The 24,901-nt window shown below is 50.8% G+C and carries 23 protein-coding genes; 15 read left to right on the forward strand and 8 right to left on the reverse strand.

Going from position 1 to position 24,901, the window contains the following annotated elements; translation table 11 throughout:
• Positions 1-172: 172 nt before the first annotated feature.
• From AC27K1_RS08135 to ppa, 7 genes are all read right to left on the reverse strand, one after another.
• The gene (locus AC27K1_RS08135) at positions 173-1,258 is read right to left on the reverse strand and encodes a DUF3426 domain-containing protein (protein WP_487149695.1); all 1,086 of its coding nucleotides are present in this window, start codon (positions 1,256-1,258) and stop codon (positions 173-175) included.
• A gap of 78 nt (positions 1,259-1,336) precedes the next feature.
• Positions 1,337-2,215: a 50S ribosomal protein L11 methyltransferase gene (gene prmA / locus AC27K1_RS08140; protein ID WP_487149696.1), complete on the reverse strand. Its 879-nt coding sequence runs from the start codon at positions 2,213-2,215 to the stop codon at positions 1,337-1,339.
• A 156-nt stretch (positions 2,216-2,371) separates the two neighbouring features.
• Positions 2,372-3,712, reverse strand: a complete 1,341-nt coding sequence (gene accC / locus AC27K1_RS08145; protein WP_487149697.1) for an acetyl-CoA carboxylase biotin carboxylase subunit — start codon at positions 3,710-3,712, stop codon at positions 2,372-2,374.
• A 17-nt stretch (positions 3,713-3,729) separates the two neighbouring features.
• On the reverse strand, positions 3,730-4,206 hold the full coding sequence (accB, locus tag AC27K1_RS08150) for an acetyl-CoA carboxylase biotin carboxyl carrier protein (RefSeq protein ID WP_487149698.1): 477 nt from the start codon (positions 4,204-4,206) through the stop codon (positions 3,730-3,732).
• A gap of 164 nt (positions 4,207-4,370) precedes the next feature.
• Positions 4,371-4,811, reverse strand: coding sequence for a type II 3-dehydroquinate dehydratase (gene aroQ / locus AC27K1_RS08155; RefSeq protein WP_487149823.1), 441 nt, complete (start codon positions 4,809-4,811; stop codon positions 4,371-4,373).
• 253 nt (positions 4,812-5,064) lie between these two features.
• The gene (gene dsbD / locus AC27K1_RS08160) at positions 5,065-6,915 is read right to left on the reverse strand and encodes a protein-disulfide reductase DsbD (protein ID WP_487149699.1); all 1,851 of its coding nucleotides are present in this window, start codon (positions 6,913-6,915) and stop codon (positions 5,065-5,067) included.
• 153 nt (positions 6,916-7,068) lie between these two features.
• Positions 7,069-7,599 (reverse strand): inorganic diphosphatase, encoded by a 531-nt coding sequence (gene ppa / locus AC27K1_RS08165; RefSeq protein ID WP_487149701.1) that lies wholly within the window; start codon positions 7,597-7,599, stop codon positions 7,069-7,071.
• A 157-nt stretch (positions 7,600-7,756) separates the two neighbouring features.
• On the opposite strand from ppa, the gene AC27K1_RS08170 reads away from it, so the two are divergent.
• From AC27K1_RS08170 to AC27K1_RS08240, 15 genes are all read left to right on the forward strand, one after another.
• Positions 7,757-8,173, forward strand: a complete 417-nt coding sequence (locus tag AC27K1_RS08170; protein WP_487149702.1) for a CBS domain-containing protein — start codon at positions 7,757-7,759, stop codon at positions 8,171-8,173.
• Between the two features lie 235 nt (positions 8,174-8,408).
• On the forward strand, positions 8,409-10,433 hold the full coding sequence (locus AC27K1_RS08175) for a hypothetical protein (RefSeq protein WP_487149704.1): 2,025 nt from the start codon (positions 8,409-8,411) through the stop codon (positions 10,431-10,433).
• A 132-nt stretch (positions 10,434-10,565) separates the two neighbouring features.
• Positions 10,566-11,192 (forward strand): hypothetical protein, encoded by a 627-nt coding sequence (locus tag AC27K1_RS08180; protein WP_487149706.1) that lies wholly within the window; start codon positions 10,566-10,568, stop codon positions 11,190-11,192.
• Between the two features lie 27 nt (positions 11,193-11,219).
• The gene (locus tag AC27K1_RS08185; protein ID WP_487149708.1) at positions 11,220-11,708 is read left to right on the forward strand and encodes a SycD/LcrH family type III secretion system chaperone; all 489 of its coding nucleotides are present in this window, start codon (positions 11,220-11,222) and stop codon (positions 11,706-11,708) included.
• A 5-nt stretch (positions 11,709-11,713) separates the two neighbouring features.
• On the forward strand, positions 11,714-13,549 hold the full coding sequence (gene sctE / locus AC27K1_RS08190) for a type III secretion system translocon subunit SseC family protein (RefSeq protein WP_487149710.1): 1,836 nt from the start codon (positions 11,714-11,716) through the stop codon (positions 13,547-13,549).
• Positions 13,550-13,574: 25 nt separating this feature from the next.
• Positions 13,575-15,014, forward strand: a complete 1,440-nt coding sequence (locus AC27K1_RS08195; RefSeq protein WP_487149711.1) for a hypothetical protein — start codon at positions 13,575-13,577, stop codon at positions 15,012-15,014.
• 27 nt (positions 15,015-15,041) lie between these two features.
• The gene (locus AC27K1_RS08200) at positions 15,042-16,034 is read left to right on the forward strand and encodes a hypothetical protein (protein ID WP_487149713.1); all 993 of its coding nucleotides are present in this window, start codon (positions 15,042-15,044) and stop codon (positions 16,032-16,034) included.
• A 67-nt stretch (positions 16,035-16,101) separates the two neighbouring features.
• Entirely contained in the window at positions 16,102-16,569 is a 468-nt protein-coding gene (locus tag AC27K1_RS08205; protein WP_487149715.1) for a TyeA family type III secretion system gatekeeper subunit, read from the forward strand.
• Positions 16,570-16,581: 12 nt separating this feature from the next.
• Positions 16,582-16,959, forward strand: coding sequence for a hypothetical protein (locus tag AC27K1_RS08210; protein ID WP_487149716.1), 378 nt, complete (start codon positions 16,582-16,584; stop codon positions 16,957-16,959).
• 122 nt (positions 16,960-17,081) lie between these two features.
• On the forward strand, positions 17,082-17,513 hold the full coding sequence (sctI, locus tag AC27K1_RS08215; RefSeq protein ID WP_487149718.1) for a type III secretion system inner rod subunit SctI: 432 nt from the start codon (positions 17,082-17,084) through the stop codon (positions 17,511-17,513).
• A 50-nt stretch (positions 17,514-17,563) separates the two neighbouring features.
• Positions 17,564-18,379 carry a type III secretion system inner membrane ring lipoprotein SctJ gene (gene sctJ, locus AC27K1_RS08220; RefSeq protein WP_487149720.1) on the forward strand — a complete coding sequence of 272 codons (816 nt, stop codon included), beginning with the start codon at positions 17,564-17,566 and terminating at the stop codon, positions 18,377-18,379.
• Positions 18,380-18,385: 6 nt separating this feature from the next.
• Positions 18,386-19,039, forward strand: coding sequence for a SctK family type III secretion system sorting platform protein (locus tag AC27K1_RS08225; protein ID WP_487149721.1), 654 nt, complete (start codon positions 18,386-18,388; stop codon positions 19,037-19,039).
• Positions 19,036-19,692, forward strand: coding sequence for an HrpE/YscL family type III secretion apparatus protein (locus AC27K1_RS08230; protein ID WP_487149723.1), 657 nt, complete (start codon positions 19,036-19,038; stop codon positions 19,690-19,692). The genes AC27K1_RS08225 and AC27K1_RS08230 overlap by 4 nt, the downstream gene beginning before the upstream one ends.
• Positions 19,693-19,872: 180 nt before the next feature.
• Positions 19,873-20,565, forward strand: a complete 693-nt coding sequence (locus AC27K1_RS08235; protein WP_487149724.1) for a hypothetical protein — start codon at positions 19,873-19,875, stop codon at positions 20,563-20,565.
• A 33-nt stretch (positions 20,566-20,598) separates the two neighbouring features.
• Complete coding sequence (locus AC27K1_RS08240) at positions 20,599-22,566, forward strand: ThiF family adenylyltransferase (protein WP_487149725.1); 1,968 nt, start codon at positions 20,599-20,601, stop codon at positions 22,564-22,566.
• 77 nt (positions 22,567-22,643) lie between these two features.
• Here the strand turns inward: AC27K1_RS08240 and sctC are convergent, their stop codons facing one another.
• A complete protein-coding gene (sctC, locus tag AC27K1_RS08245) occupies positions 22,644-24,626 on the reverse strand; it encodes a type III secretion system outer membrane ring subunit SctC (protein WP_487149726.1) in 1,983 nt (660 codons plus the stop codon).
• Between the last annotated feature and the right edge of the window lie 275 nt (positions 24,627-24,901).

Here is a 24,901-nt window from a genome sequence, read left to right on the forward strand (position 1 = left end):
CGTTGGCTGCTCAAAAAAGCAACGGTAAACGGGGGCGCTATCATAACTGTTCAGCTGACCGGATTAAAGCCAAAACTGCCATTTGGTCAGCGATGCCAGCGCACTGGTTTGACCCCTTGACGGGATGGCTGGCAGGTCACCATTTATACAGCGATATGATGAGGGTTTCTGTTTATGGTGAAGGATTGGGGTGAAAAAACAACTGGTAATTGGTTGCTTCTTGACCAGGGTCAACGATTTGTAAAGAGAGGTGGACCGGCTGTCCTGGGGGGATCAGGGTGCTGCCGGCGAGTTCACCTGCCAAGTATTCGTCGGGGGCAAACTGGCGGCTTGCGATCACCTTGCCCTGATCATTCGTAAATGTCAGCTCAATCAGTGGAAAGGGCTGGCTGAAACTGGCCCGGTTGTTGATGATGGCGTCGACTGACAGTGCATTCTCGTAGTCGCTGGTACTGCGGACGACCAGGTGGCTGGTCTGTATCTGGCTGACATCAGACTTGCCGGGAAGTTCGCAGTTCAGAATATTGCAGGTCGCCGCAAAGAAGGGTCGCCAGTTGTCCTGACGCGCCAGTGTGTCGAAATTAAAAAACAGCAATTGCCCGGCGAGAGTCATAATGGCGACGAATGTCAGGCTGCCCCAGAGAAGTAGAGGTTTCCATTGTCTGCGTTCCCCGTAGTGCAGGGAAACGGGGGTATCTTCCAGTGCCTGAAGCTTTTCCGTTGGCTTTTCGTGTTCAGATTGCGCTTCAGGCTGCGCGGATTCCGGGGATTCATTACTGGTTTTCGATGGCTTTGATGGCGCCTCGTTCAGTAACCCCGTCTCTTTTTCCAGTTCGCTGAGAATATTGCGAGCCCAGGATTCGTCGGGTTGTTCATTGTCATCGTGAGGGTAAATGTCATTACCGGACGGCCCCGTAGTATCTGGCGACAGGTTCATAAACTCTTCATTGAGTTCAAGCTCATCCTGGTCACTGGCGTGATCATGGATCAATTCGTCTTCGGTCGATTCGGGTTCAGGATCAGGTTGCCGGGTGGCAGCTTCAGGCTTGGCGGGTTCTTTGGTCGTCAGGGATTTCAGAATGTCATCTGGCAGTTCACCCGATGCCAGGTGGTCGGGCGCCTTGAATACCTGCAGGCAGGAACCGCAGCGGACAGAACCCCGAGCGGCCTGAAGGTGCTTCAGGCTGACTCGGAACGCGGTCTGACAGTTGGGGCATCGGGTGACCCAGGTGTTTCTGGCGGCCTGCATGCTTTCCATGACAATCAAATTGTTGTTGTGGCTGTAGGCGCTATTTTGCCAGCTTGCCCCGGGAATGACTATCGCACCTGATTTGGCTTATTTGCGAATGCCGTCGAGGCGTACCCAGCCTTCCTTATTAACCGCTGGAGACATGGTAAACCACTCGCTATAGGCCTCGCTGACCGCTTCGGCCTGCTCGGCAAGAATACCGGATAATGCCAGTTGGCCACCGGGGCGGGTGAGTTCGGCCAGTGTCGGCGCAAGGCTGGTCAGGGGGCCGGCCAGAATGTTGGCGACCATGACATCGGCCTTGATGGCCGGAGTCGCATCCGGGTAATGCACATCAAACCGGTCATGGCTGATATGGTTTCGCTCGGCATTGATGGTAGAGGCTTCCAGTGCCTGGGGGTCGGTATCGACGCCTACAAAGCGGCTGGCGCCAAGCAGCAGGGACGCGATGCCGAGGATGCCTGAGCCACAGCCATAATCCACAACCAGCTGGTTTTCGATATCGAGACTTTCCAGCCACTCCAGGCAGAGTGCTGTGGTCGGATGGGTGCCGGTGCCAAAGGCCAGTCCGGGATCCAGCATCAGGTTGACGCCATCAGGATCAGGAACATCTTTCCAGCTGGGGCAGATCCACAGTCGCTGGCCGAATTTCATGGGGTGGAAATGCACCATCCATTCCCGCTCCCAGTCCTTGTCTTCCACAATTTCTACGCGATGGGCGCTGAAGTGGTCCGCGGCTGACGCGTTAAGCGCTTCAACCACGCGGTCCATATCGGTGGCGGCATCAAACAGACCGATGATGCGGGTCTGATTCCAGAGAGGGGTGGTGCCCAGCTCGGGTTCATAGAGGGGTTGGTCGCAGGCATCCTGCAGGGTGACGGCGCAGGCGCCCAGTTCAAGCAGACAGTCTTCGAGAGGTTCGGCCTGCTCAGCGGTAGAGTCCAGTTTGATTTGTATCCAGGACATGGTGTGCTAACTACCTGAAGGGAATGATGGGCCCCGGTTGGGGAAGTGGCGGCAGGGTAGAGTGTTTGCCCTGGACTGTCAAAGTAGCATGTAGAGATAGCTATTTGTGTTGGGGGGGGAGGACAGTCTTTCTTAAGACTGTCCTGTAAGCGTTTGTTAATCCGCGAGTTTCTTTTCCAGGTAATGAATGCTGACGCCTCCTTCCTGGAACGCCGAGTCCCGCATCAGGTCATGGTGGAGAGGGATGTTGGTGCGAATGCCCTCAATCACAAACTCATCCAGCGCGTTACGCATTCTTGCCATGGCGGTATCCCGGTCCGGCCCCCAGGTGATCAGCTTGGCGATCAGCGAATCATAGAAGGGCGGGATGGTGTAGCCATTGTACAAGTGGGAATCCATGCGTACGCCATTACCACCCGGAACGTGGAATTGCTTGATTTGGCCCGGTGATGGCATGAAGGTCTTGGGGTCTTCGGCGTTAATCCGGCATTCAAAGGAATGGCCGGTGAAACGGATGTCGCTTTGCTTGATGGAGAGCGGTTCGCCGCCAGCAATCAGCAACTGTTCTTTCACAATATCGATACCGGTGATGTACTCGGATACAGGGTGCTCCACCTGAACCCGGGTGTTCATCTCGATAAAGTAGAATTCACCGTTTTCGTACAGGAATTCAAACGTACCGGCGCCGCTGTAACCAATGTCGATACAGGCTTTGACGCAGCAATTGGCAATATGCTGGCGTTGCTCTTCAGGAATGCCTGGCGCTGGTGCTTCTTCAATGATTTTCTGATGGCGGCGCTGCAGGGAGCAGTCACGGTCACCCAGATGAATAGCGTTGCCCTGGCCATCAGCCAATACCTGGATTTCGACATGGCGAGGGTTTTCCAGGAATTTTTCCAGATAAACCGTGCCATTGTTGAAGGCCGCCTGGGCTTCAGACTGGGTTAAACCTATAGCATTGATCAGCGCCTGTTCACGATGTACGACGCGCATGCCGCGTCCGCCGCCGCCGCCGGACGCCTTGATAATGACCGGATAGCCGATGTTTCGGGCAATCTGAAGGGTGCGTGCATGGTCGTCAGTGAGTGGGCCGTCAGAACCTGGCACGGTGGGAACCCCTGCCTTTTGCATCGCGCGTATGGCTGACACTTTGTCGCCCATCAGGCGAATCACGTCAGGGCTTGGTCCGATAAAGGTGAAGCCGCTGCGTTCAACCTGCTCGGCAAAGTCGGCATTTTCAGCCAGGAAACCATAGCCGGGATGAATGGCGTTAGCGTCTGTGACTTCCGCTGCACTGATGATGGCAGGGATGTTCAGGTAACTTTCTGTCGGGCTGTTAGGGCCGATACAGACGGTTTCATCAGCCAGCCGGACATGCATTAGGTTGGCATCGGCCTTGGAATGTACCGCAACGGTCTTGATGCCCAGTTCCTTACAGGCTCGCAGGATGCGGAGGGCGATCTCACCACGGTTGGCGATAAGGACTTTTTCCAGCATGAATACGCTCTCCGTTGTCAGACGATGGTAAACAACGGCTGGTCGTATTCTACCGGTTGTCCGTTTTCAACCAGGATGGCCTCAATCACGCCGGATTTGTCCGCCTTGATCTGGTTCATCATCTTCATGGCTTCAACAATGCACAGGACGTCGCCTTCTTTGACGTGCTGGCCCGGTTCCACGAACGGTGCGGAGCTGGGCGACGGAGACCGGTAGAAGGAGCCTACCATGGGGGACAACACCTGATGGCCACGCATGGTGTCTTCGGCGGGCTTCTGTGTGCTGCTCTGCGGGGCGGCGGGTGTCGCCTCCGGCGCCGCAGGCTGGGCGGGTGCCACTACAGGCTGCTGGACTACGGCAGCCTGTTGCACGGGCGCTGTGCGGTGAGAGTAACGGCTGATGCGGACGGACTCTTCGCCTTCCTGAATTTCCAGCTCATCAATACCGGACTCTTCGAGAAGCTCAATCAGTTTTTTTACTTTTCGGATATCCATGCTCAGTCTCTGTATTCGGTCGTTGGCTGTCGAATGGGGTAAACGGTAAACAGGGTGAATTCCATTGCCTGTGAAGCATGCTGATGGAATCCGGTCTGCCTGTCTGCTCGTTCAGGACATTCAATCCGGTTGGGATTCAATGTGGGTATTCTTTAACAACGGTTTTATCGGTTCAGTCGGTCAATGGCGGCGTTCAGGGCCAGTTCATACCCCATCGCCCCGAGTCCGCAGATTACGCCTTCGGCGATGTCGGAAAAATACGAGTGGTGGCGGAAGGGTTCACGCTGATGAATATTGGACAGATGAATCTCAATAAACGGGATGTTAACCGCTAATAATGCATCTCGGAGTGCCACGCTGGTATGAGTAAATGCCGCAGGGTTGAAGAGGATGTAATCAATCCCCTGGCGGCTGGCATCGTGGATGCGGTCAATCAGTTCGTATTCGGCGTTGCTCTGCAGGGCCTGCAGGTGATGACCTGCTGCCACGGCCTGTTCTGTCAGGGTATGAATGATGCCGTCGAGGGTGACAGCGCCATAGACATCCGGTTCCCGGGTTCCCAGCAGGTTCAGGTTGGGTCCGTTGAGCACTAGTATGCTGGCCATTCGACGCCCCTGTTTGGCAATGCGTGATGCCCTTGTGTTAGCCATAAGCTCCAGGGGGCGTACTATCGCACTGCACTTGTCATTGATTAATGATGCCAGTCAAGAAATGAACCAAAGTAATGGCTGGCATCACAATTGATTACAGCATTCTGCCGCATGGGGGTAAGGGTGTCCAGTTTGTGCGTGTTACAGGAAGTTAACCGCAAGTTACAGTGGATTTCGTGTCAGTTACCAGATTCTTGGGATCTTGCTCTCAGGATGAAGAAAGGGCTTGATCAAGCAGTGCGGCCATTTCCTCAACGGTAACCTCGCCCTGTAAACGCAGCGGGGTGATTTCCTGGCCGTTCCGGTCAAAAAAGAGGAAAGCCGGCGGGCCAAACAGTTGATATTGGTTTAGTAACTGGGTTTGTTCTGGTGTGTTTCGGGTAATATCCATCCGGATGGTGCGGAATTCTTGAAGCCGCTTGGCAATCTCGGGATTGGCCAGTACTTCACGCTCAATCACTTTGCAGGAGATACACCAGTCGGCGTAAAAGTCCAGCAGAAGGGGGCGGTTGTCGAGAATAGCCTGAGCTTTTGCCGATTCCAGTTCGCTCAGCGTGCTAATGGTTTGAAAGCTGGAATGCATTGTACTGCTGGATGTTGTCCCAGCGGATAGCGTAATCATTGCTGGCGCGAGTGGGCGAAGTGGATCCGTATTGCCTTTTATACCACCAATAAAGAGTGCAGAGCCGTAAATCAGCAGCAGTATGCCAATGGCCTGCTGCAAGGCGTTCCAGCCTTTGCGTTGGTTGAAATCCAGGGCGCCAAGGTAAACCGCAGAGCCAATCAGCAGGCTTCCCCATAGCAGCAGGGTTACAGGCGCCGGGATGACGCGTTCCAGCAGCCATACCGAGACACCCAGCATCAAAACGCCAAATACGGCTTTGACACCGTTCATCCATGCCCCGCTTTTCGGAAGGAGGGTGCTGCCACCGATGCCCAGCAGCAGTAACGGTGTTCCCATGCCAAGGCCCAGGCTGAACAGCGCAGTACCGCCCAGAGTGATGTCGGAGGTGCTGCTGATGTAAATCAGGGCTCCGGCCAGCGGGGCTGAAACACACGGCGATACCAGCAGGGTGGCAAAAACACCCATCGATACTGCGCCCAGGTACGTACCACCCCGTTTCTCGCCAGTGGACTGGTCAGCCTTGAGCAACTTGTCACGCAGTTTTTCCGGTAGCTGCAGTTCAAACAGGCCGAACATGGACAGTGCCAGTACCGCAAACAACAGTGCGAAGGGCACGAGAATCCAGGGGGATTGCAATTTCGCCTGCAGATTAAGGCTGGCGCCAAAGTAGCCCATCAGCATACCGGCCAGTGCGAAGGTGACTGACATGCTGAGTACGTAGCAGATAGTCAGCAGAATGATTCGCAGACGGTTGCTGGTTTTCCCAATAACAACGGTCGAGAGAATGGGGATCATCGGCAATACACAGGGGGTGAACGTTAGCGCCAGACCACCAAGAAAGAACAGTGTGACCAGGGACCAGAGGCTGTTCCCGCTCAATAATGACGCCAGAAAGGTGTCTTGTCGGGTTTCTGTTGTAATAACGGGTGGTGTGGTCGTAGAGGGTTTTGTCTCACCGACTGGCGTGTTTTCGTTGATCAGTATTAAGTTGGTCGTATGGGGCGGATAACACAATCCTGCATCGGCGCAGCCCTGAAAGGTAACGGCGATTTCAGGCAGGTTTTCACTGGTTTCTATTGGTATCCGAATCTCTATGTCTTCGGGATACGTTTCCAGTTCGGCCTGCTGGTAGGGGTCGAATTTGACAATACCGTCAGGCAGCACTGGTGTTCCCAGCTGGGTATTGCTGTCAACCGTCTGGAACCGGAACATGTGCCGGTATAGATAATGCCCCGGCGTGACGGTGAACTGGAGCACAGCCTCCTCACCCGTGTGGTAGCCATTCAGCTGAAACGCCTCTTCTACCGGCAAAAAATCGTTGCCGTTTGTCTGTCCAAGAAGCGTTTGCAGTCCCGTTGCCATGACAGGCTGGGACATGAGGATGAGCAGTAAAATAAACGGTCGAAAAAGCGTTTGCATGGTTTGGACAGACATTATTGGTATTTAACTGATGAGCCAGATTTTACAATTGTCGTCCGGAAAGGGAGAGAATGGCAATCCCAACGGGATAAGTGGTTTTAATCTACAGGTCGTGCGGTGCGGTATTGCAGGGGGAGTGAGCCGACAAAACGCCGGCTCAAGCGATGATCAGGCGTTCTTGTAGGCTTCTACCGACTTGACGATAGATTCCCTGGCAGCATCAGGGCCTTCCCAGGATTCCACTTTAACCCACTTGCCTTCTTCCAGATCCTTGTAGTTCTCAAAGAAGTGCTGGATCTGACGGACCAGCAGCTCGGGCAGATCACGGTAATCCTTCACATCTTTGTACAGGGAGGTCAGTTTGTCATGGGGAACCGCCAGCAGTTTGACGTCTTCGCCTTTCTCGTCGGTCATGTTCAGTACGCCAACTGCGCGGCAGCGAATAACTGAACCGTGGATAACCGGGTAAGGGGTCACAACCAGAACATCGATGGGGTCGCCGTCATCCGCCAGAGTCTGGGGAATGTAGCCGTAGTTGGCCGGGTAGAACATGGGGGTAGCCATGAAGCGGTCAACAAACACCGCGTCGGAATCCTTGTCAATCTCGTACTTGACCGGATCGCTGTTAGCCGGGATTTCAATGATAACGTTGAAATCGTTGGGGATATCTTTACCCGCAGGAATCTGCTCAAAGCTCATGTGCTTACCTTAATGCGCAGTACCAATAAAGCCGGCAATTATAAGGGCTGAAGGGGCTGCAGGCCAGTCCTATGGCGCCGTGCAGTTTGCTAATCACGCCGGAGGCAGCTATACGGAACTAAAGGGGAAAAAAGTATTCCAAGATGAGGATGATACCATGCGATCAATTACCGTGGCTGACTGTATGACCCGAAGGGTTGTTGCTCTGGCACCAGATATGGAGGTGGTTGAGGCAATAAGAATACTGTTAAAACACAAGATAACCGCTGCCCCGGTTGTGGATTCCGGGCATAAACTGGTCGGTATTTTGTCGGAATCGGATTGCCTGTCGGCGACGTTGACCAGCAGTTATTACTCCCAGGATTTCGGACTGGTTTCAGAATATATGACGGAGAGTGTGCTGAGTGCCAGGGAAGAAGATAGCGTACTTGATGTTTATGAGCGCTTTATGAAACAACGGGCGGTACGGGTGCCGGTACTGGATGATAGTGATCGATTGGTCGGTATTCTCAGCCCCAAGGATTTGATGCGAGCGGTGCTGGAATACTATGAAAAACCTGCAGGAAAAAAATGATCAATACGCCTATTGTGCAATAACAATAGGCTTATAGCGGATTTATAGTGTTGAAAACAAAAAAAATATTCAGTGATTGATAATAGTTTGTGCTGTTTTGGTTTTTATTTATAGCGGAAGTTTATGTTGTTTCGCTCGTGGCAATTCATCGGTCTTAATCAACTAAGCTACTTTGTATCAGCCGCTTTTATATTTTTTTAAAGGATTGCTATTCAGGTTGTAAGGGAATTACCACATGGATCCAAGGGCTTCAATATCGTCTGGTGCGGGTGGCGCTACCACAGGTGGCGTTTCGGCTAGTGGTAATCCACCGTCGACCGCTGTTACAAATGGCGAGAATCGAAGAGTAACACCCGTATCTTCCCAGGATGCGGCTTACCGTGTTGCGCCAGCTTCAGTACCGTCTCCGGCAGGTTCTGGATTGGGAGGGCCTCGTGCAAAGCCTGTGGGGGAACGAAGGGTTACCCATGGCCAGCCTCATATGAGATATGAACCCCTGGATTCAATAAAAATAGAGGGGGGGCATGATAAGAAGAAGACAGATGAAATGCTAAATGGAGCCAAAGGCAAAATTAATGACAGTAAATTAAACGAAGACGATAAAAATAAAGCCAAAGGCTTATTGGATAGGTTGGGTGATTGGATTAAAGAAAATCCTAAAAGTATTTTCGGTTTTGGTCTGGTGATAACGGTTGGTGTCATTTTCAGTTTTGTTCCAGGCGCACAGCCATTTGTTGTTCCCATCCTGTTTATATCATTGGTGGGTATCGGCCTGATTTTAATGTTGCCGGATGATTCTGCCGTAGTCGTACCGGAAGGCAAAAAGAAAGAAACGAAAGCTTCTGAAGCCAAGCCCAAGCCTAAACCCACTCCCTCAAATGGGTCGCAGGCCGGCGATGGAGATTCTGATGACGGATCTGAAGACTCGTATCATACTCCACGAGCAAATGTAACTCGTCCTAATAGACCTGGTGATTCAGGTGCTAGTCACTCTACTCCTCCAACACGGAGATCTGTTCCCCCGGCAGAAGGCTCTCATGCGGGTTCGGAAGGGCAGGGGGGCAGACGCCCATCTTTGAATCCTGTAACACCAGCTGACGGCTCTCGTGCAGGTACGGGAGAGCGTGGTCTCTTCACACCACCAGCGCTGAGGCATGTATCCCGGGATGGTGAGGATAATCAGAATTCTGAAACCACAAGAGGCAAAAAGCTCAATACCCGGAGAAAACAACCGCCTTTAGCGCCAGGCACTGACCAGGCTGTCAAAGAGTTAAAAGATCTGGCGACTAAGTTTCATAACGCCTGGGGTGACAGGTTGAAAGATGGGAATGTTGACCCGTTGATAGCCAAAAGGCATGAAAACAGAGCCCCTGTGAAAGAGCCAGAGCCGGTGGGAGGGGATGATTTACGTACAGATATCAAAAACACTCTTAGCCAGGCGAAAGGTATCATCGAAAAGGCCATGGAACAGCACGAGCCTCATGTAGAAGAGGCAGAAGCACCTGTTATCGGAAACAGAAAAGATAAATATGTGCGAGGGTCACAGAAAACGGTAGAACAAAAAGAGGTCATTAATGTCCAGAATGAAGCCAATGCCTTATTAGAGAGGTTTAAAGAGGCTTGGAAAAAAGACGATCACTGGTTTAATAAAAATAATGAACTTGCTGTGGACAGGTTGCCCGACGCCGTTGACGATCAAACGGTGCAGGAAATCAATGATGCAGAACACAACGAAGTAAGTCATCCTCATATAACAGAAAAGCCAACAAAGAGTGAGCAGAACCGTTTAGTGCTGGATACTGAAACTCTGTTGTTAAAGGCCGCTGATGTAGTGTCGAACCTTTCTCAGGGCGGCGAAATTCCTTTTGTACCGCGTCAAGATGGAATGCATGAAGATGATGATTCGCTAAAAAGAGATGTGTCGACTATGTCAGCGACAAGTTCAGGGTATGGTTCAATGGAGAACTTGTTGTCTGAGAATGAAATCGTCGATGAAATAATGGAACAATTACCGTTAACGACTATTGAAAAACAAATTTTCAAATTGGGGCGAGAGGCTTCAGATGGAAACTATAGAAAAGACAAATTAAAAGATACCTCGAATGGTGGTTTTTCAGAACAGGAAAAAGTCTGCGGAAGGATAAGAGCGTTGTTATTGGAACGATATCCTGAGAGTAAAATACTTAAACAAAATCAGCTGGATGACCACCGGCATGTATGGAAAGCACTCAGGGAAATAGGGGTCGATATGAGATCTTGAGTGCCCTGATTTTTTGTTGGATATAAAATCTTGTTGTAGCAATTGATGGTTGGAAATCCGGTGGATTATTAAATCCGGGTGGTAATTAAATCACCATTATTTCTTACAGAGTAAAAAAAGAGGGATAGAACCGTGACGGGCAAGCTAGTTTCCGCATCCCAGTTGAACCAACAGGATCAGATCGTTCAGGCAGCGAATAACAAACGCCCTTTGACGGGCAAGCAGATGATGAAGAAATCTGTGCAGTTGATTAACCAGGCAGCCGGTGCGTCCAAGAATGTGAATTTCCTGAGTAAAGCCAGCCTGGATGCCCTGATGCTCGCGATCATGAGTGAGCGTGCTGAAATTCTCGAGGAAACCCTTCGGGAGCAGGTGCAGGAAGTGCGACGAAAGAATGACAAGCTGAAAGAATCCAATCAGATACTTGCCAAGGCACGTGCCGCTAAAACGGGTGCGAAGGAAAGCGTCAAGACGCAGATGCCGGATGAAGTAAAGAAATTTTTTCATGACAATGATATTGCCTGGGAAAAAGATGGTGGAAAAATAGACCCCAATAAAACCTATGAGCTGAATTCAGCGCAATGGGATCTTGCGATTGAAAACATGAAAGGCTTTACCGAAAGCCTGACCAGTACCTCTCAACTGGACATGACCAAATTACAGTCAACATCCGGGAAATTTAATCAAACCTTTGAAATGATGTCCCAGTTTGTCGCCAAGTATTACCGGACCGGAGACAATCTTATTCGAAATATCTGATCGTGGTTTTGTTATGGAGGACATGCCGTGGAAACAGAACAACAGGGTTTTAGTGCAGATGATTATGAGGGAATGCTGTCGGATTTCCTGAGCCGGGGTGGCACCTTCAAAGACTTGAAGGAAATGAGTGACGATTCCATGGAAGCGATTTATAGCGTTGCCTTTAACCTGTATGAAGGCGGGAAGTACGAGGATGCTATCAAGGTTTTCCAGTTTCTCTGTTTCTACGACCACTACTGCAAGAAATATTTCCTTGGCCTGGGCGCTTGTCTGTTAATGCAAAAAGAATACGACAAGGCCATTGAAACGTTTGGTTATGTCTGTGCACTGGATACATCGGATCCCCAGGGCATGCTCTATATCGGTGACTGTCACCTGGCGGCCGGTGATCCGGAAGCGGCCTGTGTGGCGTACCAGGCTGCCGTTGAGTGGGCAGGTGATACTTCCGAGTGGGCGTCTGAAAAGCAGCGTGCCCAGGGCATGCTGAACAGTCTCAAGCGTGGTGATGGAGAGTAGTTATCATGGGTGATGGTTTCAGGATTGATTCCGGTGCGTCGTCCCAGCCGACCAATAGTGTGCCGCTTGAGGGGGTTGATGCTTCCAAAGAGGTGGTAGGGCGAGGGTTTGCTGACAGTAACTCGGTTTCTCACCAGGGACGACAGGCTGCGGATAAAGGCAAAGGTGACAGAAAGATTATCCTGCCCCAACCCAGGCTGACCGCGGCTGATGCCACACCGCGCATCCTGCAGGAAGTGGATGGCAGTCTGAAAAATATTAATCCTTATGAAGCGCTGGGCGATGTGTTCACCGAACTTCAGGGGGATATCGAAGAAGGTGATCCGTCAGCAGAGAGTGACGGCGAGGCCCTTGTGGGCAGGCAGCATACGGGATCGCGCATTCGGCGTCAGAATGCATTAGCTGAAGCGGTTCGGCAGCAAATTGCCAATCCGGGACAGTCTGCCCTGTCTGCAAAGGGTGAACTCAGGCAGGAAGATATTCAGCGTTTCCAGGCCATTGAGCCCAAAAGTGTTGAGGCATTGTCAGATACAGCGATGGATGTCATGGCGCACGTGGGAGCGATTGAAAGTGCTCCACCAGAGTTGCTGGATGATATCAGGACGACGGCGACAAAAGCGCTCAATGCCGTGTTAACGGGTAATGTTGAAGATGCGGCCCGGTGGCTGATGGAAGTACAGACCAAGTTGCAGGATAACCGCATCAAGTTTGATTCCGAGGCCATTCAGGCCAACAAACAACGTCAGCAGCAAGTGCATGAAAGCCGTATGGACAAGCTGTTTAAACAGATGGAAAAGCTGAAAGAGGCCAAGAAACTGGGGCCGCTGATCCAGGCATTAAGTATTGTTGCACTGCTGGTCACTTACATCATCGCCACGGTCACTATCATCACACCCGGCGCTCAAGGGGCCGGTGCACTGTTATTTGCGGCTGCCGCTGTCATGACGGCAGCCATGGTTATCAGCGAGACCAATGCCATCAAGGATGAGAAAGCCGCCATGGCTGTCAGCATTACGCTGACGGTGCTTGCCGCCATTCTGTCGCTGGGGGCCGGCCTGGCCACAACGGCAGGCTCAGGTGCGTCAACCGTCGCTTCCCAGGCCGCAAAAACAGCCGCTGAGACCGCAGTTAAAACCGCCGCGAAGGAAGCTGCCAAAGTCGCTGTTCGAGAGGCTGCTAAAGGGGTTGCGGATGATGTCATTAAAGAAGCCGCCAAAACGGCTGCCAAGGAAGTGGTTGAAGAAGTTGCAGAAAAAGCTGCAAAAGAAGCCATCACGGAAGGCATGAAACCCATGACCCAGCAGATCATTCACAGGGCTGCCCAGAAAACAGCAGAACAAGCCGCTGAAAAAGTGGCTAAAGCCGCCGCCAGGGAAGCTGCCAAATCAACAACTCGGAATGCCTTGAAAAATGCTTCCCAGCAGCAAATGGATGATATCGCAACCAATATTGCCAATGGGGCTGAAAAAACGCTGAAGCCCTCGGCAATTGATAAAATGGCCAAGACGGCCTCCCAGGAGGCACTCCGTGAGGTCAAGTTGGGGGCGATGAACAAGATTGCCATTTACGGTCGTCACACTGCCCAGTTTGTTCAGGGAGCAACGATGACGGCTCAGGGAGGCGTCGAGGTTAAATCGACCGTCGTGAAAAAGGAAGCGGCAGATTTTGCCGCCGATGCCAAAGAGGATATGGCGCGCCTGACGCGGTTGCAGTTTTTCATGGAGACGTTAATGGAAAATATCAGGGAGATTTATGAGCAGTTGACGTCGGGTCAGGAAATTGCCTCAAACACCCTGAAATCGGCACTGGATACCAAAAGTTCCATTATCAGTCATATCTGATTTGATCAGTTGAAGGAGTTCAGGGATGAGTAGTATTGACGGCGTCACACCAGGGCAGGGGGGAATCCCTCCCGAAAAAGCACCGGTTGATCTTGAGAATCTGCAGGCAGGCAAATCGGTGACTTCTGGCAACCTGAAAGGCGATAACCTGCAGTTTGGCGAGCCTGTCACTTCCCAGGCCAAGGTGTCAACGGGACTTCCCAAGCCGTTGTTGCAGAGTCCTTCCGCTGAACCTTCCATGAAGACTTACCAGAATACCATGACGGTGTTCAACAGCGTCGCGATGCAGCTGGAAGCTGAACAGCTGGCAGGCGTGATGGCGGCTTTGGCGGAAGAGATGGAGGCCGGTGGGGATGATGGTGAAGGAGGTGTCCTGATTGGCCATAAAGGGGGGCGCGTGCGTCGGCAGAATGTGTTGGCCCGGGAAGTCCGTTTGAAAAATACGACGCCTGAGCAGGCCAGGGACCTGGCGAACCAGCTGCGCAATATTGAGCGGGAACTCAATACGGTCAAGTCCGCCAGTCCTGAAGCCTTTCAGCAAACCAAAAATGCGATTGCGCGATTCCAGCAGGCATTGGCGAATGGTCAGCTGGAGGTTGGGGAAGCGGCGGAGTTGTTAAAAAATATTCAACAAAGCCTGGAGGATGGCTTTACCTTTGATGCATCCAAGCGAGCGCACCTGGATCGTCTCATGAAGCAGTTAGACCCCTTTACCCCGCCCAGTGCGAAAGAAATCAACCTGAAGACCACGGACCAGGGTTTCAGCGCCAATATCGATAAGAAGACATCCGTCTCAACGGATTTCACCAATGGCAAGATGGCGATCAATATGGATGGTCGCAAAGTGGAATACAGCTTTGGTCCGAAGGATACGTTCCGAGCCACCATTGATGGCAAGGCCGTGGAATTTGACCTGCATGAAACCCGGATCATGACCGATTTTTTCCAGATCATGTCCCTGTTCCATGAGATGGGCGTGGCGATGCGCAGAATGCACCGGGAAGGTCGCAATGCGTCCCAGGAAATGGTGGTCGAAAAGATCCAGATGCAGGCTGAAAAGCAACGTAAGGCCGCCATGCAGCAGTTTGTCGCGGGTATGGTCAGTGCGTCAACCAAGGTGGCGTCCGGCTTGATCCAGATGGGTGGTGCGACGAAGGCCATGGCAGCGGCGCGACGGGGTGATGGTGGTATGGCAGAAGCGATATCCACACGTTATCGCGGTATTTCCGGACTGTTTGATGGATTGGGCGAAGCGGGCGCTTCCGTGGCCCGTTACCAGGCCGGTATCACGGAGTCAGAAATCACCCTGTTGCGCGCCGAGGAAGAACAGGCCCGGTTCACCAAACAGACCGAGCAGGATCAGATGGAAGTCGCGAAGGAACTGACCAGCAAGGCCCGGGACACCTTTATGCAGGTCTGGAACTCGTTCCTGCAGGCACAGTTAAAGATCAGTGGGAATATCTGATCACCGATAGCGGAATGGATACGCGACATGTCTATCGATGCGCTGAACAGTGGTTCGGTCAATACGGCGGGCCTGGATGGTTCTGATAAAGCAGGGGCAGGCCGTCCGGTCAGCCCCTTCAGCCATTCCCAGTTGGGCAGCGGAAAAGTGCTTCTTAACCCAAGTCTTTTTGTGGATGCCAGTGATATTCAGGATGCCCTGGAAGGTGGGGCAAACCTGAAAAAACTGATGGCGACGTCGAAGAAAACGGAAGACACTGGCGACGACTTCCTTGAAACACTCCATAAAAAGCTGCAAGCCCTCAAAAAGGTTCAGGAAACCGGACAGTCACATCTGGATCCGGAACAGCTGGGTGCGTTGCTGAAGCAACTTCAGACCCTGCATGAGAGCGGTGAACTTAACGAAAGTGCCATCAAGCGGGCACTTGGCGGAATGTCAGGGCAGGATCAGTACGAAGCCCTGGGATTGATCATCGAAACTCTCCGGGAGTCGGACAGTGAAGCGTTGGCTAATCATCTGGCCAATACGCCCGTCATCGATCATAACGGACAGTCGGTCACCTTCTCTGAAATGCGTAATGGTTTACAGGGCTCGATGAGCCGTGTGGCCGATTTCACGACTTTGGCGGAAGCCATGTCCTACATTCATGAAGAAATGAAAACGTCCGGTGGCTTTTATGAGACAGTGCTGGCCGGTATCGACTGGCTTCGCTCCGGGCTGGTGGTTGAAATGGCCATGATGGAGGGGGCAGGGGCCGCAGCATCGAGTAGTGATTCCGGTAAAGCGACCGCTCAGGCTGCTGAAAAACTCTATCTTTCAGGAAATACCGATGGTGCGTTATCCGTTATTCACAGAATGTCTGACAAGGGTGAGTTGCTGCAGTTGCAGGATAAAATCAAGCAGGTGTCACCTAATACTCCGCACCTGTCAACCGTTCAGACATTGATCGAGAAACGGCTGAATCTGCTACAGCCGGATAAAGACAAGGACTCTTCGGGACGCTCAGCCCGAAAAGGTTAAAAGCAAATTGTTGATACCTGGACTGCTATTGCAGTTATTTCTACGAAAGGAGATCTGCTAACCAGCCATGGATGCCACACAGTTAATACATATCAGAAAACGGCTGGAAGTCCTGTTTGGCTTAAACACCTTTATCCGCAGGTTTCAGGATGAAGAGCAGGTTGTTGATAAATTCCTGAAGGAATCTGACACACTGCCCAGGCCACAGCTGAAGGAAGGTGTAATAGCCCAGGAAGTGCTGAAGTTGCTGGATCAGCGTTGGGTGTCTGTGGCTGATACGGAAGTGATTCCTGAAAAAATGGGCGTACCGGAAGATCTGCTTGCCATTCGTATCTATGTGCTCAACCAGGTGCTGGAAGCCTACCGAAAGATTCCGGATCAATATTTCAAGGAAAGTGATCACCGCGAAAATGTGCTTGAAGCCGTCCAGGAAGCTTTGGACGACCTGATCGAACAGGAAGAAGCCGAAGAGATTGGTGATGATTACGATGATGATGATGAAGACGACGATGATGATCTGGATTTTGATTTCTGACCAGGAGGCGTCATGAAGGATATTGTGGCCAGTGCTGTCGCAGATTTTGCCCGCACCATGGATGTGGATAACCTGGATCTGCCAGATAATGGCGATGCCGTCTGTTTTGCCTTTGACGCTGCCGGACAGTTTTTCATTGAATACGACGATCTGGGTCTTTATCTGTGTCTTGCCAGGGAAGTCCCGGAGTATGATGCGGCCGAGAAGGCCGCCAGCGCCTTTCAACTCTGTCATTACAAAAACAGCCGGAAATATGACACCCAGATGGCGATCAAGGATGGCAATCAGATGATTCTGCTGGCTTATCTGGCGCAGGAACAGGTCACGGGACCCGAAGTAGAGGCCGTTTTGCAGCATCTTGTTCAGATGCATGATCGTATTCAGGGTTGAATGCGATTATCGTCGTTTTTTTATTTCGAATCAGGCAGTGAGTCGGATATTTTTTCTGGACGTAAGTCTTATTGACTAAACTTTCCTAGTAACAGTAGCCATTAAAAGTCGAGGCAGTGGTTATGGCAACCAATAATATTAATGGCGTTGGCGGCGTTACTGAGAAAGGCTTACAGAAGTCCGACGAACAGGATCTTGAGAAACTCCAGGAACAGGCGGATTCTGAGGATACTGCGCAATTCGATGCCTTGATGAATGAAGGCGGTATCAAGAGTGAAAGTGAAACGAATGTGGCAGGTGAACCGGTTGTTTTCAAGGAAGCGCCTGCCAATGCCGGCGACAAGATCCTTAATGCTTTCATGGGCATGAAGGACAATATCGAAACACGGCACAGTGATATTAATAAAATGCTGGGCGGCGAAGGGTTTATGTCCATGAAGGATATGATCAATTCCCAGCGGGCGATCACCAACCTGACCATGACAGAAGACCTGATCGCCAAGATTGTGGGTAAAGCCACCCAGAATATCGATACCCTGATGAAACAGCAGTAAACCAGCAGGGCGACCGGTAAAAACAAGGACGCTTTTACAGGTACAGAGCGGTGCAAAAATCCAGAATACTAGCCTGCCTGGCATTTATACTGCTGTTGTCGGGATGTGAGGTGAAACTGTATACGGGGCTGACCGAGCGGGAAGGCAATGACATGCTGGCCATCCTGCTGGAAGGCGGTATCAACGCCCGCAAGGAATTGGATAAGGATAAGAACCTGACGCTCTATGTGGGGCAGGACCAGGTCTCCCGGGCCATCCGGATGCTTCGGAACAATGGCTTCCCGAAGGATCGATTCTCGTCTGTCAGAGATATTTTCCCCAAAGATGGTCTGATCTCGTCGCCTACCGAGGAGCGCGCCCGTTATACCTATGCCATGTCACAGGAACTGGCCGCCACGTTGTCGATGATTGATGGCGTACTGACAGCCCGGGTGCATGTCGTCTTGCCCCAGGATTCCGCTGGTATGCCTGAGGATGCTTTCCCGTCGTCTGCCTCGGTATTTATCAAATACACCCCGGAGCTTGAACTGGGTGGATTTGTGCCCAAGGTCAAAACACTGGTTGCAAACAGTATCGAAGGACTGAGCCTGGATAAAATCACGGTGTCACTGTTCCCGTCCGCACGTATCGAGGGGAAACCGACGGAAGTCGTCAGTCCGGAATTATCGACGTTTCTTTCCATTCGGGTCAGCCCGGAAAGCAAGTCTCGTCTCTACCTGTTGCTGGGCAGCCTCTTGATATTGCTGGTGGGGGTTTCTGCCTTCTGCGGCTGGATCATCTGGCAAAAAATGCAGCGCAAACGTCAGGGCGGCGATGAAGATGATGGGAGCTTCATGACGCCCGTTGAGCTGGATCGGGAACCCTAACCTGTCATGGGCATGCAGCAGCTGGTGCAGTTACTGGATTTCAATTACGCCCCGGCGACGTATATCGATGCCAGCTGGTTGCAACCGCTTGACCATGGTGATGTAGCGGCTGCCATATTGGGTAATCCTGTTGCTCAGCCCTGGATGTCGAAGTTTATCCTTCGCACGTTCAACCTGGCCGATGATGTGGACTTCAACTTTGAAAATGAAGTGAAGCGAATTGCACTGCTGGAACGTCCCCAGTTGGCCCAAACCGTTTACCATGCCGGATTGTCGTTAAATTCAGCCATGCTGCGAGGGATTGTCAAACGACAGGAGCGTAGCGCCATAGAGGCCTGTATCGGTGCGGATGCCTTTATGTTTGCGATCAAGAAAGCGCCCTACATCGCAGGCGCCTTGCCGGAAAACTTTCCCTGCGATTTCCAGATTGACTGGAATAATCCGGATGAAATGAAAAAACACCTGTTCCGTTCCGGCGTAAAACTTCTGGGCACCGTGCTGAAGAAAGAACCGGAATGTTTTAAACGTCGTTTGTTATTCAAGTTTCCCGTGGCGAGTAAGGAATATTTTTATTCGGCATCTGCCATGCAAAGCAGTGATGAGGTGATCCGCCAGGGCGGCATCATGTTGAAAAAACTGATGAAAGAGTTTTCAGGATGACTATTCGTGTCGTTGGCATTAACCACAATGCGATTCAGTTGCCGCCGGGAACCAAGGTACTCAAGGCAGCGGAATACCAGACCATTGCCCAGTTGGCATCCATGCTGGATATTGCCAGGGAAAGGGCTGATTCCATCATTGAGCAGGCCCGAAAAACCTTCGAACAGGAAAAACTGCGCGGTTTTGATGAAGGCATTATGGAAAGCAAGATCGAGCAGTCTGAACAAATGCTGAAAATGGTGGGTCGCAGCATCAACTACCTGGCGGAAGTCGAAGGTGAAATGGCGGATATCCTGATGAATGCGGTCAAGAAGATCATTGACGGTTTTGATGATCGGGAGTTGACGGTTGGGTTGATACGCAGTGCGCTTCAGCATGTCAGAAATGAACGGCAGGTTAGTGTTCGCATTCCGCCGGGGCATTATACGTTTGTCAAAGAGCGCATTGCCGAGATTCTCGCGGATTATAAAGGCGTAGGTTTCATTAATCCGGTGTCTGATCCACGACTGGATTCAGGCAGTTGTATTTTGGAAAGTCAGATTGGTGTGGTGGATGCCAGTATTGATATTCAACTTGAAGCCCTGAAACGACGGTTTGAAAGTATTTCGGCAGAAACTATGGGCGCTATTAAACGTTCTGAAGCTGATCTCTGATCTTTGCGTATTCACACCTGTGTTGTTTTTCTCTTATTGTTTTTTCTTTCTGTTTGTAATCGCCGGGTGATTTAAATTTTTATTACCCCGGCGATTAAAATATATTCCTCGTCCCGATACTCTCTTTTTCAGGGTTGTTCTATGTAACCCGTTGTCGTTTTAAACAGGGAGTAAAATAGCATGCCAATGAAAAGTGATGCCTTGGAAGGATATGTGTTTTATATCTGTGAAAAGGGTAATGATATCTTTGATCAGGGTAGAGGGCTAGTCCGTAAGGTCTATTCAGATACCTGGGGAACATCGCAATTTAATGATGATGTTGATCTTGGGGTTGTTGCTCTCAATAGTGATGGCGCTACGATTGGTAATGTGAATGTTGTTATCAGGAAACCACAGACACGGTTACCCAGTGAATATTTTTATTATCCGGAGCATTGGCTCAATGCCGGTTTTTCTGCGTCTGATACGCTCTGCGAATTGACGGGTTTATCGGTTGATTCGGAGGTCAGGGGTGAGGATCGTGAATATATTATTGCGGGCATTATATCGTTTGCGCTTATGGCTGCTATGGATAGGGGAATATCGCTGGTTTCAACCATACAACGAAGACGACTTGTTGATAAGCTCGAAAATAAATACCGGTATCATTTTGTACACAATGCTACCGCCTCATTCTATAAGTCGGAAAAGATACCGAATGATGGTTATTGGCAATCTGGTACTTGCCCGGAAATTTATTATATGAAAACCTCAGATGCAAAGACGATGGTGGCAACCTTTAATTTGATACGGTCAATGTCACAGTCCAAGATTCGTATGGTGAATTTTTCCAGTGTTAATGCGAAGAGTAATTCATCAATTGCCTGCGTGTAAAAATAATAATGAATTTTTCTGAAGGGTGTGGTTATGAATGTTTCCTTTGACTACGGTCGTGCATTTTCCAGAAATATTGGCTGGTTTACTCAAGAGGAACAAGCGTTATTAAAATACAAACGTGTGGCGATTGCTGGCGCGGGTGGTGTCGGTGGTATTCATATTCTAACCCTGGCTCGCCTTGGTATTAGTCAATTCCATTTGTCAGATTTTGATACGTTTGAAATGGAAAATATGAATCGCCAGGTGGGGGCCGATATGTCGACCCTGGGCAGCAGTAAATTGCAGGTCATGGTTGACCAGCTGAAAAAAATCAACCCGGATGCCGATATAAAACTCTTTCCTGAGGGAATCAACGAAAACAATCTGGATGCTTTTTTGGAAGATGTGGATTGCTATCTCGATGCACTGGATTTTTTTGTGCTGAATATACGACGCTCACTTTTCAAACGGTGTGCAGAACGAGGTATTCCTGCGACAACGGTTGCACCTTTGGGCATGGGCGCTGCCGTGTTGAATTTTCTTCCGGGCCATATGTCATTTGAGGATTATTTCTGTTTTGAAGGCCATTCGGAGCAAGAGCAGTATTTGCGCTTTCTGGTGGGGCTGGCACCGGCGCGTTTACATACCGGTTATCTGGTGGATCCAACTACCATCAATCTGTCGGAAAAACGCGGTCCATCAACCATTATTGGTTGCGAAATGGCCGGCGCGCTGGCGGCCTCACAGGTGGTGAAACTCCTGTTAAACCGCGGTGATGTCATTGCGGCGCCACGAGGCTTGCAAATGGATGGCTATACCAATCAATTAAAAGTCACCTGGCGTCCATGGGGGAACCGGAATCCATTACAGCGATTAGCAATCCACTTTGGTAGAAAAGCATTTCTTAGCCAGAAAATACCCGTAAAACGGTTTGATGAACCCGAAACGGTTGCGCAAAAAGTGATTGATCACGCGCGTTGGGCGCCCAGTGGCGATAACGCCCAGCCCTGGAGGTTTGAACTTAAAGGTGACACTGCATTCACCATACATATCGCCGATACGGGTGATACGGTTGTTTATGATCTGAATGGCTGGTCGACGCTCTTGGCCATTGGCGGGTTACTGGAAACCATAGAAATTGCGGCAACGCTGTTTACCCATCGGGCAACCATTGCGCAGTTGAGGCCTGATAAAACGCGCAGTCCTGTTTTTCATGTCAAACTGATTCCAGATGATACTGCTAAAGAGTCGCCTTTGGCGCCTTACATTAAGCATCGTACTGTTCAACGACGCAGTATGGGTACGCGACCACTGGCTGCGCATGAAAAGTCGATGATGGAGCGTGCGTTACCTGAGGGGGTGGAAGTCATATGGCTGGAATCTCAGCCGCAAAAAAACAAAGTGGCAAGGTTGTTGTTTGCCAATGGCAAAACCCGGCTGACCATGAAAGAAGCCTACCCGACACACAGGGACGTCATTGATTGGGAAAACCCTGTTAAAAGTCCCAATAAAATTCCCATTAAAGCGGTTGGGGTCGATCCATTTACGGCAGCAGTCTTCAAGTGGACAATGGCCAGTTGGCGAAGAGTTAACTTCATGAATACCTTTTTGGCCGGTACCTGGTTGCCACGTATCCAGTTGGACTGGCTGCCAGCAAAGAATAGCGCAGCGCATTTTGCTTTGCTTGCCGGGAAGGTGCCTGAAAACCACAATGACTACCTGTCAGCAGGACGTGCAATGCAACGTTTCTGGTTAACGGCATCAAAGCTGAATTTGGGTTTTCAACCTGAACAGACGCCAGTCATATTCAATCGCTATCTCAACTTATCTATAAAGTTTACGGACAGTAAGCATGTCTTGAATCATGCCATAAAGGTAAAGCACCGATTTGATCAATTATTCAGTGATAAAGCTGAACGGGTGGTATTTATGGGGCGCTTGGGGCGCAGTAAAATTCCCGTTTCTCGCTCCATCCGAAAAAATGGGTCTGAGCTGTTAGTTGAACCTGTGACGCAGTAGTTCTTTGCACGTGTGAAGTCACAGGCAATAAAAAAGGGTACTTGCAGTACCCTTTTTTATGCAGCTTATATCGACTGTTACATCACATTCACAATACGCGGTGTTATAAGAAATAACCGGACGGTTTTGACGTAAGTATCAGACTTCGACCGGAACATAGCGCCGACAAGTGGAATATCGCCCAGTACCGGTACCTTGCTGACACTTTGGTTATTGGATTCGTAATAATAACCACCAATCAACAGACTCTCATTTTCATCGATGACCGCCTGTGTGCTGATGGTGCTGTTCTTGATGGTGGGCAGCTCTTTGACATTCTCTGTGGTATCCCCCCGTGCGCCATCCTGAATGTTCACACTGAGATGAATCTTACGACCAGTGACTTCTTCCACGATGCGGGGGGTTACCTTGAGCACTGAGCCGTAGGTGACAGGAAACAGCTGGGCATCTTCGGTGCTGGCCACTTCCACATAGAATGTCTGACTGTTGTCCAATACGGCTTCCATGTTGTCCAGCGTCAGTACAGAGGGGCGGGCCAGAACCTTGGCTTTACCTTCTGATGAAAGGAGATTGACTTGCGTGAACAGCCGGCCACTGGTGTTCTGGATGATCGTACTGAAGGTGTCACTGGTATTGGTATCGCTGCTGAAAGGATTGAACTCAATAAAATCGCTGCCGCTGCTGTTGAGATCCAGTTTCCAGTTCACGCCGAGGCGATCCAGGCTATCGGTGTTGATATCAATAATGGAAACGTTGATTTCAACCTGGGCAAGCGGTTTGTCGAGTGTATTGATCAGGCTGGCGTACATCGCCATTTTGGTGGTGAGGTCATGCACGATGACGGCATTCAAACGACGATCGGCGTTGATATAGACATTCTCTGCTTTCACATTCGGGTTGGGATCCGACGATTGTTGTGCACCGCCACCGGCAGGCGTCGCTTTCTGCACACTCTGCATGGCCTGGTGGGTGACACCGCCACTCATGGACATACCGCCACCCTGTACAATCTCACGAAGAATACTGGCAACACCGGGAATCGTGACCTGCTGACTTCTGAAATTAAACGTTCGGTCGTCGGCCCACGCGTACTTCAGGGGAAATACCTTGACGGTCATCTGGCTCTTTTGCCGGGTGCCAGCCTTGGAATCAAGAAGTGACGCAGTTTGGGTGACCAGTTCCATGTACCGGGGAGGACCCGACAGGTAAATAATCCCTTCGGCTGGTTTGGCGCGCCAGTAGAAACGGTTATCCCAGATACCGATATCAATCAGCGTCTGACGGAATTCCTCGGCACTCATGTATTGCAGGCTGATAATTTCTTTTTCAATTTCCTGGCTGTTGTAGATGTAAAGGGTATTGCCGTCGAAGTACCAGATCAGGTTATTGATGTGGGCCATCTTGTCGAGGAATTCGACCGGGGTCAGTGGCCCGAAACGGCCATTGACGACACCTTCGACAAATTCGCTGAGTACAATCGGAATACCATAATTACTGGCGAAGTTTCGTAGCACATCGGCGACGGGTTCTCCGTTACCGAAATAGGCGTAAGGTTTGGTGGTATTAAAGGCTTGCCGTGGTTGTTGCGAGGGAAACGGCTCACTTATATTCGCCTGGTTTGCATTGGTTTGATGGGCCGGATAAGGGGCAGGGTTGTTCCGGGGCTGTGGTGGCGAGGTAATGGCCTGATTCTGGTTGATTTCGGACTGGTAGAAACGGTTATCCATCGGAACCCCTGCAGCTTCCTTCCCGGTCGCCGGTGCGTCTTCCGGCAGGAGCAACTCTTCAGGGTATTCATTGCCTGGCATGTAGATGATCTGGCCGACCATCACTTCATCGGGATCACTGATGCTGTTGTGATGGGACAGGAGGGCGACCGGGTAGCCATACATCTGGGCAATCTGGGAGAGGGATTCCCCTGGCTGGACGATATGCTTCTGAGTGTGGTTGGCTGAGGAATAACCGTTGTCGTACCCATAGCCCTGCTGTGCCAGACTCACTGGCGACAGGCTGAACATGAGTATCGAACCGGCGAGTGACAGTGCCGTCACAATTCGCATTGCTTTAACGCCTCCTTGCTGAAGTCTGGCCAAAACTCCAACAGAACCCCGCCGCTAAGGTCTGAGCACAGGATACGGCCTCATTCCGTTGATCATGTCCGTATGACAGGTGTTAAAAAGAATCGGACAACTTTAGTACGGTTTTATAACCTTGGGAAACCTTCAGGGTATCCCCCTTAGATGTCTTATTGCTTTGACTACTGATTCATTTATGCAATAAAAAACGACTTCAATATCACAAGTTTATACAACGAATAGCCAGTCTGCACAATTAA

This window comes from Kistimonas ophiarachnellae (genome assembly GCF_057552235.1).

What these genes read in the sequence shown, in the direction of transcription:
- sctI (WP_487149718.1), top strand. Translation starts at nt 17,082, where the DNA reads ATGGCAACCAATAATATTAATGGCGTTGGCGGCGTTACTGAGAAAGGC.
- sctE (WP_487149710.1), top strand. Translation starts at nt 11,714, where the DNA reads ATGGGTGATGGTTTCAGGATTGATTCCGGTGCGTCGTCCCAGCCGACC.
- AC27K1_RS08230 (WP_487149723.1), top strand. Translation starts at nt 19,036, where the DNA reads ATGACTATTCGTGTCGTTGGCATTAACCACAATGCGATTCAGTTGCCG.
- AC27K1_RS08195 (WP_487149711.1), top strand. Translation starts at nt 13,575, where the DNA reads ATGAGTAGTATTGACGGCGTCACACCAGGGCAGGGGGGAATCCCTCCC.
- aroQ (WP_487149823.1), bottom strand. Translation starts at nt 4,811, where the DNA reads ATGGCCAGCATACTAGTGCTCAACGGACCCAACCTGAACCTGCTGGGA.
- sctC (WP_487149726.1), bottom strand. Translation starts at nt 24,626, where the DNA reads ATGCGAATTGTGACGGCACTGTCACTCGCCGGTTCGATACTCATGTTC.
- accB (WP_487149698.1), bottom strand. Translation starts at nt 4,206, where the DNA reads ATGGATATCCGAAAAGTAAAAAAACTGATTGAGCTTCTCGAAGAGTCC.
- accC (WP_487149697.1), bottom strand. Translation starts at nt 3,712, where the DNA reads ATGCTGGAAAAAGTCCTTATCGCCAACCGTGGTGAGATCGCCCTCCGC.
- AC27K1_RS08135 (WP_487149695.1), bottom strand. Translation starts at nt 1,258, where the DNA reads ATGGAAAGCATGCAGGCCGCCAGAAACACCTGGGTCACCCGATGCCCC.
- AC27K1_RS08200 (WP_487149713.1), top strand. Translation starts at nt 15,042, where the DNA reads ATGTCTATCGATGCGCTGAACAGTGGTTCGGTCAATACGGCGGGCCTG.
- AC27K1_RS08175 (WP_487149704.1), top strand. Translation starts at nt 8,409, where the DNA reads ATGGATCCAAGGGCTTCAATATCGTCTGGTGCGGGTGGCGCTACCACA.
- AC27K1_RS08240 (WP_487149725.1), top strand. Translation starts at nt 20,599, where the DNA reads ATGAATGTTTCCTTTGACTACGGTCGTGCATTTTCCAGAAATATTGGC.
- AC27K1_RS08235 (WP_487149724.1), top strand. Translation starts at nt 19,873, where the DNA reads ATGCCAATGAAAAGTGATGCCTTGGAAGGATATGTGTTTTATATCTGT.
- AC27K1_RS08210 (WP_487149716.1), top strand. Translation starts at nt 16,582, where the DNA reads ATGAAGGATATTGTGGCCAGTGCTGTCGCAGATTTTGCCCGCACCATG.
- AC27K1_RS08225 (WP_487149721.1), top strand. Translation starts at nt 18,386, where the DNA reads ATGGGCATGCAGCAGCTGGTGCAGTTACTGGATTTCAATTACGCCCCG.
- dsbD (WP_487149699.1), bottom strand. Translation starts at nt 6,915, where the DNA reads ATGTCTGTCCAAACCATGCAAACGCTTTTTCGACCGTTTATTTTACTG.
- AC27K1_RS08205 (WP_487149715.1), top strand. Translation starts at nt 16,102, where the DNA reads ATGGATGCCACACAGTTAATACATATCAGAAAACGGCTGGAAGTCCTG.
- prmA (WP_487149696.1), bottom strand. Translation starts at nt 2,215, where the DNA reads ATGTCCTGGATACAAATCAAACTGGACTCTACCGCTGAGCAGGCCGAA.
- ppa (WP_487149701.1), bottom strand. Translation starts at nt 7,599, where the DNA reads ATGAGCTTTGAGCAGATTCCTGCGGGTAAAGATATCCCCAACGATTTC.
- AC27K1_RS08170 (WP_487149702.1), top strand. Translation starts at nt 7,757, where the DNA reads ATGCGATCAATTACCGTGGCTGACTGTATGACCCGAAGGGTTGTTGCT.